This window comes from Nostoc sp. CALU 1950 (assembly GCF_051172895.1).
GTDB classification, from domain to species: domain Bacteria; phylum Cyanobacteriota; class Cyanobacteriia; order Cyanobacteriales; family Nostocaceae; genus Nostoc; species Nostoc edaphicum_A.
On the sequence record NZ_JBDNJQ010000159.1, the window covers coordinates 1 to 19,544 of the forward strand.

Sequence of the window (19,544 nt, forward strand, 5' to 3'; positions counted from 1 at the left end):
GATAAATCGCCGTCTCTACAAAGGACTGATTATTGTAAAGACGGCGATTTATCGCGTCTTTGCGATTAGTGGTGGCGTGTCATCAAAAAACCTTATCCGAACCGGATTGTATTTCCTCTCTTTGTCTTTGCGTGAACCTTAACTATAAGTGTTCATCAGAACTTGACATAACTGCTAAACTCCAAAAGCTAAGATCCTCTAAGTAGGGAATCTACAAGAAAACCCAACTTTAGATATCCAAATTAGGAGCAAGAGCGTGAATTTAGACGATTTAGCCTTGCAAATACACAATATGCGGCAACACGTTGCCCTTTTGCAACGCCAGAGTGAACAGCAAAAAGCACAGGAAGATATTGAACTCGTCACCGCAGTATTCAGAGAAGTTCACCTAGCTTTGGAAGAACTGCAATTAGTTAATGAAGACCTAAAGCAGCAGAATGAAGAATTATCCAACGCTCAACAGGCTTTGGTAGCACAGCGTCAACGCTACCAAGAACTATTTGAGGAAGTGCCAGACGCTTATTTTTTCACTGATATAAAAGGGGTAATTCAGGAAGCTAACTCAGCTGCTACCACTCTGCTCAACATTTCCAAAAGTTGCCTGTTGGGTAAACTCCTAGAGATTTTTGTGCTTGAGAAAGAAATAATTGCTTTTCATTTGAAACTGAATCATCTGCGCGATCGCACCGAAAGCCCAGAGTGGAAAATACAAGAGTGGGAAGTAAACCTGCGACCGCGTGACAAAACACCCATTATTGCTGCGGTTAAGGTGGTTGCTATCCGTAATCAACAAGGTAAGTTAGTTGGTCTGTGCTGGCTAGTGCGGGACATTATCGAAAGTAAGCGAACCCAAGCCAAGCTGCAATGGGCAGAAGAGGCGATGCGACAAGCACTTGCCAAAGAAAGGCAGTTTAGTGAACTTAAATCCCGCTTACTCACCACTACATCCCATGAGTTTCGCAACCCTTTGGCCACCATTCACTCTTCTGCGGAATTACTAGAACATTATCGCCATCTCTGGAGCGACGAGCGACAAAATATCCATTTGCGTCGCATTCAAGCATCGGTTATGCATATAACCCAGTTGTTGGATGATGTATTGGTGCTGAATCAGGATGAAACAGGCAAGTTAGAGTTTAATCCAACACCCCTGAATTTGGTGGAATTTTGTCATGATCTCTTAGAAGAATTACAACAGAGCGATCGCTCACAACATGCGATCGCTTTTAGCAGTGAGTACCAATGTACACTAGCTAACTTAGACGCTAAACTACTGCGGCAAATCTTGAGTAATTTATTCTCGAATTGTCTAAAATACTCTCCCATTGGTAGCATAGTTAAGTTTTCTGTCACCACTGCTAACGATCAAGCTATATTCCAGACTCAAGACTCTGGTATTGGCATTCCCTCTTCTGACATTGAACATATATTTGAACCCTTCCATCGCGCTAGTAATGTAGGTAATATCCCAGGAATGGGATTAGGGATGTCCATCGTCAAGCAAGCTGTGGATTTACATGGCGGCGAGATTATTGTCGAAAGTGCGATCGGCGTGGGAACTGCCTTTACAGTCATTCTGCCATTTTCGATAAATTTGCATCTATAGCGGCATTCTGACTTTTCACGGGATCTGGAAAAACTCTCTCTAAATCTCTCTCCTACAAGGAGAGACTTTGAATTTTCCCCCTTCCCGTGTCGGGAAGGGGGCTAGGGGGTTAGGTCTTTCATGGGCTTTTCCACATGACGTGAAAAGTCAGAGCGGCATTGAGTTGAAGGCTAGACACACTAGGCGTTAAAGCCACTTTCCATTTAGGAAGACTGTACAATAATCAATCACTTTTATTTATTGAATTAAAAAATAAAAGTAATTGCTGCTATGCTGAAAGGTCTTTAAAGTAGAGTTAGCCGGTCAACAATAAGTTGATTGTAAAGTTTTCTTTAGCAGTAGCTTAAAGAAACAGACTCAAAGACTTTGTATCTTTAAGTGTGAGTTAAAAATATTACGCCTGTGGTGATATCTAATAAATCAGAATACGCGCTTCTCGCCCTGTTAGAGTTGGCAGCCTGCTACCCTAAAGGTGAAGCTTTGCAAATTCGAGAAATAGCGGCATTGCAAGACATCCCGAACCGCTATTTGGAACAACTCCTGGCAACATTAAGACGTGGAGGTTTAATTAAGAGTATACGCGGAGCCAAAGGTGGCTATGTTCTGGCGCGAGACCCCCAGAAGATTACAGTATTCGATGCTTTTAGCTGCATGGAGGGGTCAGATATTGTTGTCTCTGATTGTGAGCCGACTCCCAACACAGTAGAAGGTGAGCTAATTCAGGAAGTCTGGCAAGAAGCACGTCAGGCCGCTAACTCCGTTTTAGAAAAATATACACTCCAAGACCTTTGCGAACGAAGATCAATGCGACAGCAGAAGGAACTAATGTATTACATTTAAAAAGGATGGAGTGGGAAAATTTTCATCCTTAGTTATAAAAGTAATAACTAGATAACCTGTGAAGCTGTTATATGCCTGAAGTCAATTCTCAACAGCCTATAAATAGTGCCGCTATTCTTGTGGAAAGTTATGCATCAGGAAAACGGGACTTTAGTAAAGCAGAACTAGGTAATGCTGATTTGCAAGGCATTAACTTGAAAGGATCTGACCTCAGTTATGCTGACTTGAGTGAAGCTAATTTGAGTGGCGCTAATCTTAGAGGAACTGACTTGAGTTTTGCTGATCTTAGTCAAGCTAATCTGAAGGATGCCGATCTTAGGGGAGCATTGTTGATGTCAGCGAATCTCCGCCAAGCTGATCTCAAAGGAGCGAACCTGGAAAAAGCAGACTACGATCGCGGCACCCATTTTCCCCAAGATTTCGACCCAGCTAAAGTGGGTATGCAGATTAAATCTGAAAATTGATTAAATAAAGTTCACTGCTCTACTTGCCTCAAGATAGAAGATATTTCTGCCAAAAGAGTTGTATTTTGGGAATAAAGCCTATCTATGAGGTTGATAATGGAGGCGAAAAGTGAAGCCCTCAACCGACGCGCACCAATAATTACTGCTGGAATTTTTCTTGGTGTAGGTATTGGAGGGTTTATTGACGGAATTTTACTGCATCAGATCCTTCAGTGGCATCACATGCTTAGTCACATTCGACCTCTGACTAACATGGCGAATATAGATTTGAACATGGTATGGGATGGGTTATTTCATACCTTTAATTGGGTATTCACCGTGGTAGGAGTTGTGTTGCTATGGCGTGCAGGAGGGCGTGATGATGTTCCTTGGTCATCACAGACCTTTATTGGGTCAATACTTATTGGTACTGGGTTGTTCGATTTGGTTGAAGGTTTAATTGACCACCAAATCCTCGGTATCCATCATGTGAAATCAGGGCCAAATGAGTTAGCTTGGGATCTAGGATTTCTTGCATTCGGTGCGCTACTTGTTGTTATCGGCTGGATAATGATAAAAAAGTCAAGAGTCATTAGTCATTAGTCATTTGTCATTAGTCATTTGTTATTTGTCATGGGGCATGAGCAATAATTAATAGTTCTTCTTCCCGTGCCCCCCTGCTTCCCCTGCTTCCCCTGCTTCCCCTGCTTCCCCACTCTCCACTCCTCACCTATGCCTACAGATACTTTTGAAAAAACTAGCTGGAGTTGGCAGTTGTCTCAATTCCAACAACAAGCGGGAGAATGGTGGGAATACCAGTTTTACCGCTTTGGACAGGCTTTGCCAGAATTGCCTACTGGATGGTCGATTAGCCCTTGGTTAGGTGAGTTGCTGAAATTCCTGTTTTGGTTGGTACTAGGATTATTTGTAGCTTGGGTGGGCTGGCGATTATGGCGAGAATTCAGTCCTTATGTATATTCTTGGCTAAATAGAACCAGCAATCTCACTGATTTTCGCGTAAAAACTCGCTCTAATGAGTCATCGATAGCCCTTTTGTTGGAGCGATCGCAACAATTTTACCGTCAAGGTAACTACCGTGAGGCTTGCCGTTGTGTCTATTTAGCGATGTTACAGCAGTTAGATCAAAACGCGATCGCACCACACAAACTCAGCCGTACAGATGGAGAATATCTGCAATTACTGCGATCGTCTGTGACTCCCATACAGCCTTATGAAACTTTAATTACCACTCACGAGCAGTTATGTTTTGGTAATGCCGAGATTTTGCCAGATAATTATGAGCAATGTCGGCAAGCTTATCGGGAAATTTCCCCAGAATGAAAAAGGGGCGCACAGCTAGCTGTGTGCCCCTACTATCTATGATTTTTTTTTAGATTGCCTACATTGTGAGAGTTGAGATCGCTTTTTCCACAGCTTCCAAGGCAGTGTTTACTTCCGCTTCTGTGACAATTAGCGGTGGCACAAACCGGACAACTTTTGGCCCGGCAGGTACTAGTAATACGCCCTCCTTGATGGCAGCATTGACGATATCTCCTGCGGTTAGTTGAATATCGGCTCGCAACTCCAAACCGTTGATTAAACCCCAACCCCGAACTTCGCTAATGTGTTGAGGATATTTCGCTGCGATCGCTCTCAATCCAGATCGCAATTGTTCACCCCTATCTTGCACATTCTGCAAAATATTTTCCCGTTCCAATGTCTGGCAAACACTGAGTGCCACACCACACACAAAAGGATTACCGCCAAAGGTGCTGGCGTGTTCCCCTGGTTGAAAAACATCGCAGAATTTCTTGCTCATCATTGCGCCGATGGGGATACCGCCACCTAAGCCTTTAGCACTGGTGAAAATATCCGGTTCAACGCCGAGATGTTCGTAAGCCCATAATTTGCCGCTGCGCCCCATACCAACTTGCACTTCATCGAAAATCAATAAAATGCCAGTTTCATCGCAAATCTGCCGGAGCTTTTTGAAATAGGCAACATCTCCTGGACGCACACCGCCTTCTCCCTGCAATGGCTCGATCAGAATCGCTGCTACTCGATAATCGCCTTCATCCAACTCGCTAATTGCCACTTCCACAGCGTTAATATCGTTGTAATTTACGTAGTGGAAACCAGGAACCAAAGGATCAAAATATTTTTGATACTTCGGTTGTCCCGTGGCGGTAATCGTCGCCAAAGTCCGCCCGTGGAAACTGGCATTGGCGGTTAAAATAATTGGTTTTTCAATGTCTAATACTGTGTGGGCATATTTCCGCGCCAGTTTAATTGCGGCTTCGTTAGCTTCAGCTCCAGAGTTGCAGAAAAATACGCGATCGGCACAGGAATGATCAACAAGCCATTTTGCCAATTCACCTTGCTCAGGAATATAGTACAAATTAGAGACATGGTGCAGCTTTTGGATTTGGCGTGTCACCGCTTCTACCATAACTGGGTGGGCATGTCCTAAAGTACAAGTGGCAATTCCCGCTACAAAGTCTAAATATTCTTGTCCCTGTGTATCCCAAACCCGGCATCCAGCACCCCGTTCTAGGGCTAAGGGAAACCGGCCGTAGGTAGACATGACAGCTTCATTGAAGCTATCTGTATCAAAGGGACTAGATGCTACTGACCCTGAATCTGGGGGGATGGTGGCTTGGTCAACGAGAGTTTGTAGGCTCACTACCGCTCCTCCTGAAAGTTTTTCATTATATAGTTATTTACTAGTTTCCTAGAAATCCCTAAAAATTACTTTTTATTTAGCACAACTCGTACTTCTTCTTAGGCTAACGCTTATATAACCTCAAAGGCATGGCGGTAGTGAAAAAATTTTGTACTCAACGCTTGAGCAAGAGTATGAGCGACAGGCAATTTGGATAGGCGCAGTCCGTCCTCGTTATCCTGACTTTTCACGGCATCTGGAAAACCTCTCTCTAAATCTCTCTCCTTTTAGGAGAGAGACTTTGAATTTCCCCCTTCCCGCATCGGGAAGGGGGTTAGGGGGTTAGGTTAATCGTTACCTTTTCCACATAAAGTGAAAAGTCAGCCTCGTTATCGAGGGTGATCTATACGAATTATGAATTAGTTATTTTTCTGTGATTTTCAGTTCATCAATATTCCAAAAAGTTGGCCCCAAGGCAGAAAACTTGATGGGATTGACACGTTCACGCACTGCCTGAAATGAGATTGGATTCACAAGGCAGAATATCGGCAACTGTTCAGCAACGATTTGCTGAAATCTGTTATAAATCGCCTTGCGCTTGTTCTGGTCTAGTTCTTTGACTCCTGCGCTAAAAAGACTGTCAATTTCTCTCTCCCATTCAGAAACTACCCATCCTTGGAGTGGGGGTTTTCCTGGTGCAGCACCTTGGTTGAACTGATGAAATGAGCCTTGACTAGTCCAAAATAAAGATAGAAGGTTAGGTTCCACATCTGCACCGGGAACACCAAACGCACCTACATAACAATCCCAATCTCGACGAGAGAGTAGTTTTTGCAAGACTACATTAAAACTAACTACCTGCATATTTGCTTTGATACCAATTTGACTGAGGTCTTGTTGGATTTGAACTGCGGCATCGATTCTTGATTGATCTTCCGATTTCACCAAGAGATTGAATTGCACGCGATTTCCATCTTGGTCTAACAGTTCTTTTTGGGAGTTGTACCTAAAACCAGCTTCTAACAACATCTGCCTGGTTTTCTGGGGATTATAATCATAAACTTTTAACCCTGCTGCTGGGGACAAGTAATAGGGACTTTGAACAGCAATTGGCGAATGTTGGATTTCACCTAAACCGCGATAGATATTAGTTTTCATGCGGTTGCGGTCAATGGCATAAGCGACTGCTTGCCTAAAAACTAAGTTATTAAACCATCGAGATTTAATCGGATCTATAAAAGGCTTACCTTTGCGATCGCGACCTTGGTTGAGATTGAAACCCACAAAGCTAAAACCCGCAGTGGTTCCACCATTGTAAATAATGTATTTTCCTCGCTTTTCCTCTTTCTTGAGTAAGCCAAATACTGCTGGTGTCACATTTAAATTATCTAGTTCACCTGAGCGAAATCTGAGTAACTGATTTTCGGTAGAAGCAATAATTTGCCAGACAATACGTTCAATATAAGGCTGAGGATTTTTTTGAACATCTTTGCGCCAGTAATAAGGGTTACGTCGTAAAATAACCCGTTCAGAAGGAGTATAGCTTTCTATTTTGTAAGGCCCATTGGAGATAATTTTTTGCGGATCAGTATTGGTTCCCCACATTGAAAGAAACTGAGGATTACCATTGGCATCATTGGATAATACAGAAGAACGCAAGGCATGAGCGGGCAAAATCGCTAGTCTTTCGGCGTATCTCAAAAAAGGGGCAAAAGGTTCCACAAAAGTAAACTCAACTCGCAGATCATCTAGTTTCTGCACTGATGGGAAAGTTTCTGTGTTGCCAATACGTAAAAAATCTCTATATAAAGTGGGAATTTTTTTATTAAGATAAATGTCTCGATAGGTAAAGACTACATCATCTGCCGTCAGAGGTTCACCATCTGACCATTTCAACCCTGTTTTTAATGTAAAAATAATTCGCTTTTTATCGGTAGATATTGACCAAGATTCTGCTAGTCCTGGCTCCAATTTGGTAGTAATAACATTCTCATCGATCAATCCCTTGTAAATTAAAGGAAAAACACTGTAGGGAGAGTCATTAATGGCATAGTTAAAAGTAGTCGGGTCACTTAGTGAAACTAAAACTAATTGAGCTACCTGAGATGCTTTGCTTTTTATCTGTGTCGGGTGACAGCTTGTGAGCAAGAAACAACAAGATAGCAGCAAACCAACTACCAAATTCAGAGGTCGAACAACAGCAGCGATCATCTCTAGTTATTTACCTTACAGCTACTATCTACACAGTACAGTATGGTATTGAACAGTTAATAGCTGGGGCGATGCCTGCGGCGGGCAAGGCCTACGCACTGGGCAGTGTTTTCAGATGGTTTTACCAAGGCTGTTTTGGGGCGGTTAAGGCAAGAGACGCGATGAATCGCCGTCTCTACAATAATCAGTCTTTCGTCTTGACGGCGATTTATCGCGTCTTTGTGATGATTTAACGTAACTATTTCATTAATTTTACGTTGCGTAACTTAGTTTGATTTCTTCTTGCCCAGTTACTTAGTTTCAATATACTAAAAAGGACGAATGCTAAAAAGTTAGCAGAAAATTAGAAAAATTAGGCTAGAAGAACTATTGTTACCTCATTCTCAACACTTGAACAAAAATATCGACGTATCCAAAAGGAGTTAATGACAGGGGCGATCGCTCTTGGCGGTGTTTTCTTCATTGGCACTTTGTGGTACTGCTTAGTGGAGGGTTGGTCATGGGAAGATGCGGCTTACATGACAGTGATCACTCTCGCGACTGTGGGATATGGAGAGACGCATCCACTGGGTAGCCGAGGACGGTTGTTTACAATAGCCCTGATTTTGTTGGGTGTAGTGAATATCGGTTACATTGTCAACAGATTTACAGAAGCAATCATTCAAGGCTACTTTCAAGAAGGAATTCGGCTACAACAACAGAGGCGGTTAATGGAATCCCTATCAGAACATTACATCATCTGTGGATTTAGTCGGACTGGTCGTCAAATTGCTAAGGAATTTCGGGCAGAAGACGTACCTTTTGTAGTGATTGATTCGGACATGGAATCGGTACAAAGGGCGCAGACAGAAGGTTATACAGCATATCAAGGTGACGCTACCCTAGATGACACACTTCTGAAAGTTGGTATTGAACGGGCGATGTGTATCGTTGCAGCCCTTCCTTCAGATGCCGAAAATTTATATATTGTTTTATCAGCCAAAACCCTGAATACGGAAATTCGGGTGATCGCACGGGCAAGTACAGAAGAAGCTTTACAGAAGTTACGACGCGGTGGTGCAGATGAAGTGATTTCCCCCTACATTACTGGCGGTAAGCGGATGGCTGCTGCGGCACTCAGACCCCAAGTGTTGGATTTTGTAGACGGGATTTTGACAGGTGCAGACCGTCAGTTGTATATGGAAGAATTTTTACTCGACCCGGCTTTTTGTCCCTTTGTGGGTCAGAGTTTGCAAAAAGCGAGATTGCGATCGCAATCTGGGGCATTAGTTCTGGCAATTCGCCGTCTTGATGGGACTTTAATCGGTGGCCCTACTGGCGATACGGTTTTAATGTCGGGAGATCGGCTTATTGGTATGGGTACAGCTGAACAGTTGCGTAGCCTGAATCAAATTCTCGGCCCAATTAATTCCAAACAACTGCGGCGACCGAAAAATAGTTGATTTTATTTTTCCTTATTGACAGCTGTCAGATTGACTCTGAAACAATAACCCAAATAAAGGAGAGCGATGTTTCCGACGGGCTATGTCTAAGCAATCTCTGCAAATAACATTTCATACCTCAACCATCCTCTAGCCACTGCAAAATGCTAGCCTTGCTTTCTACCAAACCTTTGTATACTAAAGCTTCTGGTGTCATTGACTGAATTGCAGCATACAGCTTAGACCGTAACACTGGGTCTTTTTTAACTACACCACAATCTCTAAAGTAAGTACGAATACTAAACAGGGCTGCTTCATACTCTGGTAGTCCCCAAATAACCTGTCGCTCAATTCGCAGATAAAGCTGGGGATGCTGTGAATCAAAGCTTCTACCTTGCCATTGACTAACTGATACACCAGGCGGTGGTTCGGGATGGTGGTTAAGGCGAGTGTCGGTACTCAAACCCCAAGCAAAGCGCACCATCGGTTTGTGGGTGATCATTGTATGAGCGATCGCACCTGCACGCCGATTAATTTTTTTCATACCAGCCACAGGTGCATGTATCGTAGCGAAATCTCTACCAATTTTCTCCTCAGCTGACCAGTGATTGGGATAGCAGAGATGAACTGCACTCAGCCAGTTCTTACCATCAGCAGATCGGCAGATAATTGTCAGGTCTTCCTGTACCTGCGTTGCTAAAGCATCAAGAGTAGAGACGTAAGTTGGAAAAACTGGACGACCCTCGACTTGCTGTAATTGCCAATCTGCATCTAGGTAGAGAGTTTCTCCGGTAAGTTGGCTGTGGAATTTCAGGGTGTTATCTGTTGACTTTTGGCAGTGAAAATGCTGTGGGTGTTCTTGGGTAAGGCGATTAATTATTAAACGAGCGATCGCACCTGCTACAGTCTGAGAATAATTGCAGGTTTGATAGTACTTGTTCAACCGTTCCCCACGAGCTAAAAGTTTAATCTGACGGTAGTGGGTAAAATTATCATCAATTTGAAATACCTGCTGATCAGCCTGAGTATTACCAAAACAGGAACCAAAAGCCATCATCCCCGGCTTGACTTCGTAGCGTCCACTCATGAGAGGGAAGTAGCAAGCCGCACTACTAGAGGCTTCGACTGTCCTAGCTTCCTGGAAGAAGTTGTTTGGAGACACAGGTGCTGCTATGCGTCTTTACATACCCATTTCTAACATACATAAAGGTATGAGGGAGAAATAACCTATGCAAATGGCCAATGACTAATGACTAATGATTAATCAATTTCTTTCCACCCATGCACAGATGCTATGCCTTTTGTAACCCATTCGATCACAATTGGGGGAGCTTCTGATATCAAAATGCTAGGATAAACTGCTGCTCCCCAATCTGGATGAATTAACACACGGCATTGATTTTTAATCACTGGATAGTTGAGCAAAGCTTTGACAACTGCTGTGTCATCGTGGGGAATTGCTCCGGGATGGGACAGTAAAGGATAGCCTGTACGAGGGTCGATCAAATCAGTTAAATAGCCGCGATCGCGCAGATTAAATGCTAAATCACAGCCAAATCTCATAAATTTTTCTCGCAGGCGTTCTTTCTCTGACTCTACTTCTGCTGTTTTTTCGACTAATTGATAACGCGATTGTTGTAAGACAATCACTACTCGTAAAAATGGCTGCCGTTTCCAATCTGGTAATATCCGTTCGCAGTTGGCACAGATATATTGACTGGGAGCATGAATTGAAATTTGAACCGCTTGTCCTGTTTCGCCAACTAAATTAATGGGACAGGCTTGCTCCGAAGTGTAAACTTTGGGATAGTTCACTAAATTGATTCGGCTTATACAAATTTTTGAATTTAATCTACGGTATAGATGATACCTCTTAAAAGTTTAGAAAAATCATCTAATTTATATAATAAGTTACTTTTTTTAGAAGTAGTTGCTAATAATTTGATACTTTTAATCCGAATTTTATCCTTTATTAACCTGTTCTCATGGGATTTGCTGCGATCGCTGTCAGCATTGGCATAGGTGCAGCGTCTGCTAGACAAGCGATGCCTATGGCGGGCTACGCCTACGCTCTTGAAATATGTTCGTCCAAATCCCAAAAAATGACTTACATCTCAGACGATTTGCAGTCAACACCAGAATGGTCTAACTGTCAGCAAAGTTGGGTTAAACAGCCGTCTGGTGAAGCAAAGTGCGTCGGAGTTTCGCTTAAAGGTGAGCAGAAAAGACAAAGGCAATCTTATCTGCTGGGAAAAAGTTAGAGCTATTAGCCTAGTTTCGATAGCACTCAATTAATTGAGTTTTAAAGAATTAACAGGCACTTCATCCCAAGAATCGACAGTCCGCAATCGCGCTACCCAACCTGCTGCTTTTTGCATCTCAGTCAAATTATTTTGAAAAGAATCATGACAATCTTTGGCTTGAGATTCATTACAAGTGGCAATACAGGCATGAATCATTCCAGACGGATCAATTTGCTCATTTACCCAAATAGTCATGGAATATTCCCTCGGAAACTGTAGCGAAAAAAGCTATTCGTTATTTTAGAATACTATTAGAGTCAAAAATTAAAGAGTAAAATCGGTAACAAGTAGCGAACTAATCCCAATTATCGAATCTACTCCTCTTACTGAACACTCAAAACTTTTTCTGCTATTCTCAGTTTGGCCGATCGTGATCGCGGATTTTTCCCAATCTCTTCTTCTTGAGCAATAATCGGTTTTTTTGTCAATACCTTTAATAAAGGTGAATTTCTTAAACCGTGTTTCACCGGGCGGTCTTCCAAACTGTGAAAACTGATAATTGCAATTCTGCCGCCAGGGACAAGGGCATTTGGTGCTTTATCTAAAAAGGTTTCGAGAGATTTTAACTCATCGTTAACGACAATTCGCAGAGCTTGAAAAACACGAGTTGCGGGGTGAATTCTCCCATAACGGTATTTCGGAGGAACTGAAGAAGCGATCGCATCAGCTAATTCTGTAGTTGTGTGCAACGGACGGCGTTCGACAATGCGTCTAGCAATGCGCCGCGATAATCTCTCTTCACCGTACTTAAAGAAAATATCAGCTAATTCGGCTTCATCCCAATTATTAATCACATCAGCAGCAGTTAGCGATCGCCCTCGATCCATTCGCATATCTAAATTTGCAGCTTGGCGAAAGCTGAAACCCCGTTCTGCTTGGTCTAAATGGTAAGAACTTACCCCCAAATCGGCTAAGATACCATCGAAAGTGTTGGGGGGAAACTCGTAGTCAGCAAAATTGCTGTAAATAAATTGTACGCGATCGCTATATTCAGCTAAATTCTTTTGCGCGGCTGCTAAAGCATCTTCATCTTGGTCAACTGCCGTTACCCGCACATCCGCCGCAGCTTCTAAAATTAAGCGACTGTGACCACCACCGCCTACCGTCACATCTAAATAATGTCCGCCTGGACGCACCGCCAAACCCTCAATTACCTCCCGACCCAAAACGGAAATATGAGAAAAAGCTATTTCTTCTAAATCTAGCGGTGTTTGTGAATCTGATTTCATCTTTAATTTTATTTTTGATAAATAAGGGACTTACGCGAAAACTCTCTCAAACTCTTATTACTTTGTGTCTTACCCTGCGGGAAGCCACTTCGTGTCTATGCGTCCTACCCTGCGGGAAGCCGCTCCGCGTCTATGCGGTTCGTTTTTTCATAATTTTGCGTAAGTCCTGAATTCTAAATAGCTGTTGGCTGTATAAGTACCATTCTGCTTAGACACTAAGTTATACAAGATTCCCAATCCCCAATCCCCAATCCCTAATCCCCAATCCCCAATCCCCAATCCCTAATCCCCAATCCCCAATCCCCAATTCCCAATCCCCAATCCCCTTTAATAGATGAAAAAAACCTGTGCCTCAATCCCTTGCATATCAAGCTTCCCTATAATAATTGAAGAGGTGCAACGAAATGAAACATCAATTACAACTCCTCGGCTGCTATCCTCTCTCCAACATAACCCTGTAGAGTCCTAATTATATAGATTGCCCCTACAAACATCGTTTTGGCAGACTAGATAAATCGGTTCTGGTTGGCATCTGGGCGATTCAATTCAAAATTTTCACGAACGGAGAACACGAAATCTATGACCAGACTAGAAACCCGCACTGAACCAATGGTGCTAAATATGGGGCCACACCACCCCTCAATGCACGGGGTTCTGCGGCTAATCATGACTCTGGATGGCGAGGATGTTGTTGACTGTGAACCGGTTATTGGCTATTTGCACCGGGGAATGGAAAAAATCGCCGAGAACCGCACTAATGTAATGTACGTTCCTTACGTTAGTCGCTGGGACTACGCGGCGGGAATGTTCAACGAAGCCGTCACTGTCAACGCCCCAGAAAAACTTGCAGGTGTCGCTGTCCCCAAACGTGCAAGCTACATCCGCGTCATCATGCTGGAGTTGAACCGCATCGCTAACCACTTGCTATGGTTTGGCCCCTTTTTAGCTGACGTAGGCGCTCAAACTCCCTTCTTCTACCAGTTCCGGGAACGGGAGATGATTTATGATTTGTGGGAAGCTGCCACAGGTTATCGGATGGTGAATAACAACTACTTCCGTGTTGGTGGAGTAGCAGCGGATTTACCTTACGGTTGGGTAGATAAGTGTATAGAATTTTGCGACTACCTATTACCTAAAGTTGATGAGTACGAACGCTTAGTAACAGATAACCCAATCTTCCGGCGACGTGTTGAGGGTATTGGTACTATCACCCGTGAAGAAGCAATTAACTGGGGACTTTCTGGCCCAATGTTACGCGCTTCTGGCGTGCAATGGGATTTGCGGAAAGTTGACCATTACGAATGTTACGACGATTTCGACTGGGATGTGCAGTGGGAAACCGCCGGTGATTGCTTTGCCCGTTACGTAGTGCGGATGCGGGAAATGCGCGAATCTGTGAAGATTATTCGCCAAGCAGTTAAAGGACTTCCTGGCGGCCCTTACGAAAATCTGGAAGCTAAACGTTTAGCCGCAGGTAAAAAATCCGAGTGGGACGCATTTGATTACCAATTCATCGGTAAAAAAGTTTCTCCTACTTTTAAGATTCCCAAGGGTGAAATCTATGCCCGTGTAGAAAGTGGTAAAGGTGAATTGGGAATTTATTTGGTTGGCGATGATAACGTCTTCCCTGCACGTTGGAAGATTCGCGCCGCAGATTTTAACAATCTCCAAATTGTTCCACATTTACTGCGCGGGATGAAGGTTGCAGATATTGTGGTTATTCTCGGTAGTGTTGACGTAATCATGGGGTCTGTGGATAGGTAGAAAATATCTATCTAACGCCGTGTGCAACTTTCTCTCAGACCTAACCCCCAACCCCTTCCCTTGTAGGGAAGGGGAGCAATAATCAAAGCCTCTCTCCGTTTCGGGGAGAGGTTTGGAGAGGGGTTTTAAGAATAAGTCCCACATCGTGTTATCTAAAGATTTTTTAGAGCAGTTGTATTATGCAACTGCTCTTTTTTTGGGTTAAAGCAGGAGACGCGATAAATCGCCGTCTCTACAAAGGATTGATTATTGTACAGACGGCGATTTATCGCGTCTCTAATCTGGCTGGAAAAATTTTTTACTCATATAACATAAGTACAAAATATTTATCGAGTTTTAAATAATGCCCCGGATATTTGACAATATTGATTTACAACTACTACCGATTTTACGAGAAACCCTCAAAATCTCTTATCGGGCAGATTTTTGCGTTGGCTACTTCAACCTCAGAGGTTGGCGAAGAATTGATGATTTAATCGAACAGTATGTTGGCAGTGAAAATGCTTGTTGTCGTTTGCTAATAGGGATGCAAAGCTTGCCCAGTGATGAAGTTCACGCGGCATTTTCCCTGAGTAGCGGTGATGGAAGGATTGATAACAGTAGCATCGTGCGGTTTAAAAAACGCATGGCGGCGGAATTTCGTCAGCAGTTGACTATCGGTGCGCCGACTAATCAAGATGAAGCGGGGTTGCGGCGGTTAAGTCATCAGCTAAAAAGTCAGAAAGTAATTATTAAACTGTTTCTCCGTCATTCTCTCCACGCCAAGTTATATCTTGTACATCGCCATGACCCCAACGCTCCAACTGTGGGATTTTTGGGTAGTAGTAATTTAACTCTTCCGGGACTGGCGAAACAAGGAGAGTTGAATGTTGATATTTTAGACCATGATGCTTGTAATAAACTGCAAAAATGGTTTAGCGATCGCTGGCAAGATTACGGTTGTGTAGATATTTCTCAAGAATTGGCAGAAATTATTGACCAAAGCTGGGCTAGGCAAGAACTAGTTTCGCCTTACTACATCTACCTCAAGATAGCTTACCACTTATCCCATGAAGCGATCGCAGGACTTTCAGAATTCCGCATCCCCCGCGAATTTAATAATTTATTTGATTTCCAAAAAGCCGCCGTACAGCTAGCAGCCCGTCATGTAACTAGGCGTGGTGGCGTGTTAGTGGGTGATGTGGTTGGTTTGGGTAAAACTTTAGTTGGAACCGCCCTTGCCAAGATTTTACAAGAAGATTGTTTTTTAGAAACACTAATTATTTGCCCAAAAAACTTGGTGTCAATGTGGCAAGAATATGTAAATAACTATCGGTTACTTGCCGAAGTTATGCCAATTAGTCAAGTACAAAATAAGTTACCAAAACTCCGCCGTTACCGCGTTGTGTTAATTGATGAAAGTCACAATTTACGGAACCGCGAAGGCAAACGTTATCGAGCAATTACAGAATATATTGCTACTAACGAAAGTAAATGTATTTTATTATCTGCTACTCCATACAATAAAAGTTATCTTGACCTTTCCGCCCAACTGCGGCTATTTGTGCCAGAAGACCAAGATTTAGGATTAAGACCAGAAGCTTTAATTAATGAACTTGGTGGCAGTTCTATAGGAGAATTAGAGTTTATTAGAAAGCATCAATGTTCTGTGCGTTCTTTAGCTGCCTTTGAGAAAAGTGAACACCCTGATGACTGGCGAGAATTGATGAAGCGTTACATGGTGCGACGCACTCGCTCTTTTATTAAAGATAATTATGCCCACACAGATGAAACCGGACGGAAATATTTAGAATTTGCTGATGGGAGACGTTCTTATTTTCCCCAGCGTCTACCTCGGAGTCTCAAGTTTCCTTTAGAAGGTTCTGAAACTGACTTTTATTCTCGGCTTTACTCTGAGTTAGTAGTAGAAGTAATTAATCAACTTAACTTACCTCGTTATGGGCTAGGGAATTACGTTATTGCTAAACACAAACAGCCGCCTACAGACACCGAACAACGATTTCTTAATAGCTTATTTCGTGGCGGTAGGAGACTAATGGGTTTTTCACGCACTAATTTATTTAAACGTTTAGAAAGTAGTGGTGTTGCTTTTATTCAATCACTTGAACGTCATATATTACGGAACTTCATTTATTTATATGCTCTAGAAAATGGGCTTGATATTCCCATTGGAACTCAGGAAGCTGAGTTGTTAGATACAAGGAATAATGATGAAGATGCTGATTCTGTGGTAGCAGCTTTGTTTGATACAGAAACCGAAGAAGATGATTCTGACCTAACCCCCCAGCCCCCTTCCCTAGTAGAGAAGGGGGAGAATTCAAAGCCTCTCTCCTTGCAGGAGAGAGGTTTGGAGAGAGGTTTTCCAGATTATGTGAAAAGTCAAGAAAATATTTTTCGTCAAAGAGCAGAATCAATTTATCAAGAATATACCACGCGATATCAAAGGCGATTTAAGTGGTTGCGTTCTACACTGTTTGATATTAAAAAACTGAAACGGGATTTATTAGAAGATGCCAAAGCACTGATTAATGTGCTGCAACAGTGTGGCGAGTGGAATCCTCAAAAGGATGAAAAACTTGCTGCTTTAATCAAACTGCTAACAAAAACTCATCCTAAAGATAAAGTACTAATTTTCACCCAATTTGCCGATACAGTCCACTACCTTACAGAGAATTTGCAGTCGAGTCGTATTACTAATGTAGCTGGGGTAACAGGTCAATCTAAAGACCCAACAATAATGACGGGAAGATTTAGCCCTGTGAGTAATGGAAAACGGGAGCAAATTTCATCATCAGATGAGTTGCGGATTTTAATCGCCACAGATGTTTTGAGTGAAGGTCATAATTTGCAAGACTGTGCAATTATCGTCAATTGGGATTTACCTTGGGCGATTATTCGTTTAATTCAACGCGCCGGAAGAGTAGACCGCATTGGACAAAATGCTGATAAAATTCTCTGTTATTCTTTTTTACCAGCCGAGGGAGTAGAACGGATTATTAATTTGCGGGGACGACTCCGCAAACGACTGCAAGAAAATGCTGAAGTGGTGGGAACTGATGAAGCATTTTTTGAAGATGATGATGCACGGGTAATTCTCGACCTCTACAACGAGAAATCTGGAGTTTTAGATGGCGAAGAAGATACGGAAGTTGATTTGACATCAGAAGCATTTCAAATCTGGAAAAAAGCCACCGATAATAATCCAGGTTTGAAAAAAACGATAGAGGAAATGCAAAATGTAGTTTATTCTACCCGCGCCCATACTCCGCAACCTGTGCAACCAGAGGGGGTATTGCTTTATATGAAAACCACCGAGGGAAATGATTCGTTGATTTATGTTGACCGCGATGGAAATAGCGTTACTCAATCACAATTAGCAGTGCTTCGCGTCGCGGCGTGTGAAGAATCTACCCCAGCAATACCGAGAGATAAACAGCATCACGAGTTAGTACAAAAGGGTTCTGAATTGATTGCTGAAGATGAGAAAAATGCCGGGGGTCAATTAGGGCGACCATCAGGTGCAAGGTTCCGCACCTATGAACGGCTGAAGAGTTATGTTCAAGAAATGAAAGGAACACTATTTGTTAGTGAAGAACTTTTAAAAGCAATTGATGAGATTTACCGTTATCCTTTACGACAGTCAGCTATTGATACTCTGAATCGTCAACTGAGAAGTGGTATTAATAGTCATGTGTTGGCTGAGTTAGTTGTGGCGTTACGAATGGATGACCGTTTGTGTATTGTGACGGAGGAACTGGAAAAACGAGAACCTCAAATTATTTGTTCTTTGGGATTATTTTGTAATTCGTAATTCGTAATTAGGACAGAAGACGCGATGAATCGCCGTCTCTACAAAGGGCTAATTATTGTAGAGACGGCGATTTATCGCGTCTATTAGACGATTTATCGCGTCTTTTGAAAAATATTCTACGCTGTTTGATTTGCTTCCAACCAGTTAAGTAAATCCTCAATGGCTGTAAAATCCAATAAAGCCTCGCCAAGTGCTTCTAATTGCTCTAAAGAAAGAGTTTGAATGCGCCCCCGAACCTCTTGTGGTAACTCTCCTACTCGTTTTTGTAGTTGCCGTAACACGAGGGTTTGTCCTTGTTCTTGTTTTCCCCGCTCGTAACCAATGCGTTCGCCTGTGGTAATGTAGCTCATAGTCCGCTCCTGCTCAAATTGCTTAAACTCTTGCCAAAATTCTGCTTCTAAGGCTTTTGGTAAAATCATAACCCAATCAATAAATCGGTAAAGGTTACGAATATCTTTTTCTTGCAATCCTAATTCATACAATCGACGAATCAAGCTAAATTTCCAAGCTTTACGTTCTCCTGGCTTTTTACTTGTTTGCTGCGTCTTCAAATGCGCCATTACTACAGTTGCAAATGGATTGTCGCTGGCTTCTAATTCTGTCCAACGATTTTGATAATCCAGCAGCTTGACAGTTCCAAATTCAAAGTTAAGTCTGGTATTAGGATAATTATAACTATATTGATTGGGTCGCCATTTCGGGTCTGTATCGCACAAAATCGCCAAACTTATGGCAGGTTTCCCAAATCTGTCAAAAATTCGCAGGTTGTAGGAAAACATTCTTTCTGCAAAGGTGTCTTCTGATTTTGCCTGGATTTCTACATGGATTAATAACCAAATTTCTTGTCCTTGAATTTGCCAGACTTTAACTAATTTATCTGCATATCTTCTACCAAGTTCGGCTTCGCGGGCTATTTGTTGAAATTCCTTATCAAGAAATTCGTGGGGACGTTCCCAATTAATTAGTTCTGCTGTTTGGGGAAAGAAAAATTGCATTGCTTGGGGAAAGTAAGCTTCTAAAATTTCTTTCCACGGGCTATCATTATCTGCTCTTTGCAGTTCCTCAGTCATCAGTTGATTGCTAGATGGTGTAGCAATCTTAAATCATTTGTGAACTCTAAAGTCAACCTCTATGGACTTTGCTTGTGTAGCTGCGAATTACTTTTACTTCTCAATCTACGCCTACACCCAATGGCAAGAGACGCGATGAATCGCCGTCTCTACAAAGGGCTAACTATTGTAGAGACGGCGATTC

General features: G+C 42.6%; 16 protein-coding genes. 9 read left to right on the plus strand and 7 right to left on the minus strand.

The window, feature by feature from the left end; all coding sequences use genetic code 11:
* Positions 1–256: 256 nt before the first annotated feature.
* From ABF638_RS30225 to ABF638_RS30245, 5 genes are all read left to right on the plus strand, one after another.
* Entirely contained in the window at positions 257–1,606 is a 1,350-nt protein-coding gene (locus ABF638_RS30225) for a PAS domain-containing sensor histidine kinase (RefSeq protein ID WP_435026558.1), read from the plus strand.
* A 402-nt stretch (positions 1,607–2,008) separates the two neighbouring features.
* On the plus strand, positions 2,009–2,446 hold the full coding sequence (locus tag ABF638_RS30230) for an RrF2 family transcriptional regulator (RefSeq protein WP_435026559.1): 438 nt from the start codon (positions 2,009–2,011) through the stop codon (positions 2,444–2,446).
* Positions 2,447–2,517: 71 nt separating this feature from the next.
* On the plus strand, positions 2,518–2,910 hold the full coding sequence (locus ABF638_RS30235; RefSeq protein ID WP_435026560.1) for a pentapeptide repeat-containing protein: 393 nt from the start codon (positions 2,518–2,520) through the stop codon (positions 2,908–2,910).
* A gap of 96 nt (positions 2,911–3,006) precedes the next feature.
* A complete protein-coding gene (locus tag ABF638_RS30240; protein ID WP_435026561.1) occupies positions 3,007–3,492 on the plus strand; it encodes a DUF2243 domain-containing protein in 486 nt (161 codons plus the stop codon).
* Between the two features lie 129 nt (positions 3,493–3,621).
* A complete protein-coding gene (locus tag ABF638_RS30245) occupies positions 3,622–4,230 on the plus strand; it encodes a DUF4129 domain-containing protein (protein ID WP_435026562.1) in 609 nt (202 codons plus the stop codon).
* A 58-nt stretch (positions 4,231–4,288) separates the two neighbouring features.
* Here the strand turns inward: ABF638_RS30245 and ABF638_RS30250 are convergent, their stop codons facing one another.
* Together ABF638_RS30250 and ABF638_RS30255 are read right to left on the minus strand one after the other, a co-directional pair.
* Positions 4,289–5,572 carry an aspartate aminotransferase family protein gene (locus tag ABF638_RS30250; protein WP_435026563.1) on the minus strand — a complete coding sequence of 428 codons (1,284 nt, stop codon included), beginning with the start codon at positions 5,570–5,572 and terminating at the stop codon, positions 4,289–4,291.
* Positions 5,573–5,974: 402 nt separating this feature from the next.
* The gene (locus tag ABF638_RS30255; RefSeq protein ID WP_435026564.1) at positions 5,975–7,762 is read right to left on the minus strand and encodes an ABC transporter substrate-binding protein; all 1,788 of its coding nucleotides are present in this window, start codon (positions 7,760–7,762) and stop codon (positions 5,975–5,977) included.
* 425 nt (positions 7,763–8,187) lie between these two features.
* Here ABF638_RS30255 and ABF638_RS30260 point away from each other — a divergent pair, with 425 nt between their 5' ends.
* The gene (locus ABF638_RS30260; RefSeq protein WP_435026565.1) at positions 8,188–9,204 is read left to right on the plus strand and encodes a potassium channel family protein; all 1,017 of its coding nucleotides are present in this window, start codon (positions 8,188–8,190) and stop codon (positions 9,202–9,204) included.
* Between the two features lie 118 nt (positions 9,205–9,322).
* On the opposite strand, the gene ABF638_RS30265 is transcribed toward ABF638_RS30260, so the two are convergent.
* Together ABF638_RS30265 and ABF638_RS30270 are read right to left on the minus strand one after the other, a co-directional pair.
* Positions 9,323–10,270, minus strand: coding sequence for a heme-dependent oxidative N-demethylase family protein (locus ABF638_RS30265; protein ID WP_435026571.1), 948 nt, complete (start codon positions 10,268–10,270; stop codon positions 9,323–9,325).
* A 173-nt stretch (positions 10,271–10,443) separates the two neighbouring features.
* The gene (locus ABF638_RS30270) at positions 10,444–10,998 is read right to left on the minus strand and encodes a methylmalonic aciduria and homocystinuria type D protein (protein WP_435026566.1); all 555 of its coding nucleotides are present in this window, start codon (positions 10,996–10,998) and stop codon (positions 10,444–10,446) included.
* Positions 10,999–11,168: 170 nt separating this feature from the next.
* Between ABF638_RS30270 and ABF638_RS30275 the strand changes: the two genes are divergently transcribed.
* Positions 11,169–11,444 carry a hypothetical protein gene (locus ABF638_RS30275; protein WP_435026567.1) on the plus strand — a complete coding sequence of 92 codons (276 nt, stop codon included), beginning with the start codon at positions 11,169–11,171 and terminating at the stop codon, positions 11,442–11,444.
* A 30-nt stretch (positions 11,445–11,474) separates the two neighbouring features.
* Here ABF638_RS30275 and ABF638_RS30280 read toward each other — a convergent pair whose 3' ends face one another.
* Both ABF638_RS30280 and rsmH read right to left on the minus strand, forming a co-directional pair.
* Positions 11,475–11,681, minus strand: coding sequence for a glycogen debranching protein (locus ABF638_RS30280; RefSeq protein ID WP_069071067.1), 207 nt, complete (start codon positions 11,679–11,681; stop codon positions 11,475–11,477).
* A gap of 128 nt (positions 11,682–11,809) precedes the next feature.
* Entirely contained in the window at positions 11,810–12,715 is a 906-nt protein-coding gene (rsmH, locus tag ABF638_RS30285; protein ID WP_435026568.1) for a 16S rRNA (cytosine(1402)-N(4))-methyltransferase RsmH, read from the minus strand.
* 579 nt (positions 12,716–13,294) lie between these two features.
* On the opposite strand from rsmH, the gene ABF638_RS30290 reads away from it, so the two are divergent.
* On the plus strand, positions 13,295–14,479 hold the full coding sequence (locus ABF638_RS30290) for an NAD(P)H-quinone oxidoreductase subunit H (protein ID WP_185586282.1): 1,185 nt from the start codon (positions 13,295–13,297) through the stop codon (positions 14,477–14,479).
* A gap of 343 nt (positions 14,480–14,822) precedes the next feature.
* Entirely contained in the window at positions 14,823–18,290 is a 3,468-nt protein-coding gene (locus tag ABF638_RS30295; protein ID WP_435026569.1) for a helicase-related protein, read from the plus strand.
* A gap of 116 nt (positions 18,291–18,406) precedes the next feature.
* Here ABF638_RS30295 and ABF638_RS30300 read toward each other — a convergent pair whose 3' ends face one another.
* A complete protein-coding gene (locus ABF638_RS30300; protein ID WP_435026570.1) occupies positions 18,407–19,360 on the minus strand; it encodes a DUF4351 domain-containing protein in 954 nt (317 codons plus the stop codon).
* Between the last annotated feature and the right edge of the window lie 184 nt (positions 19,361–19,544).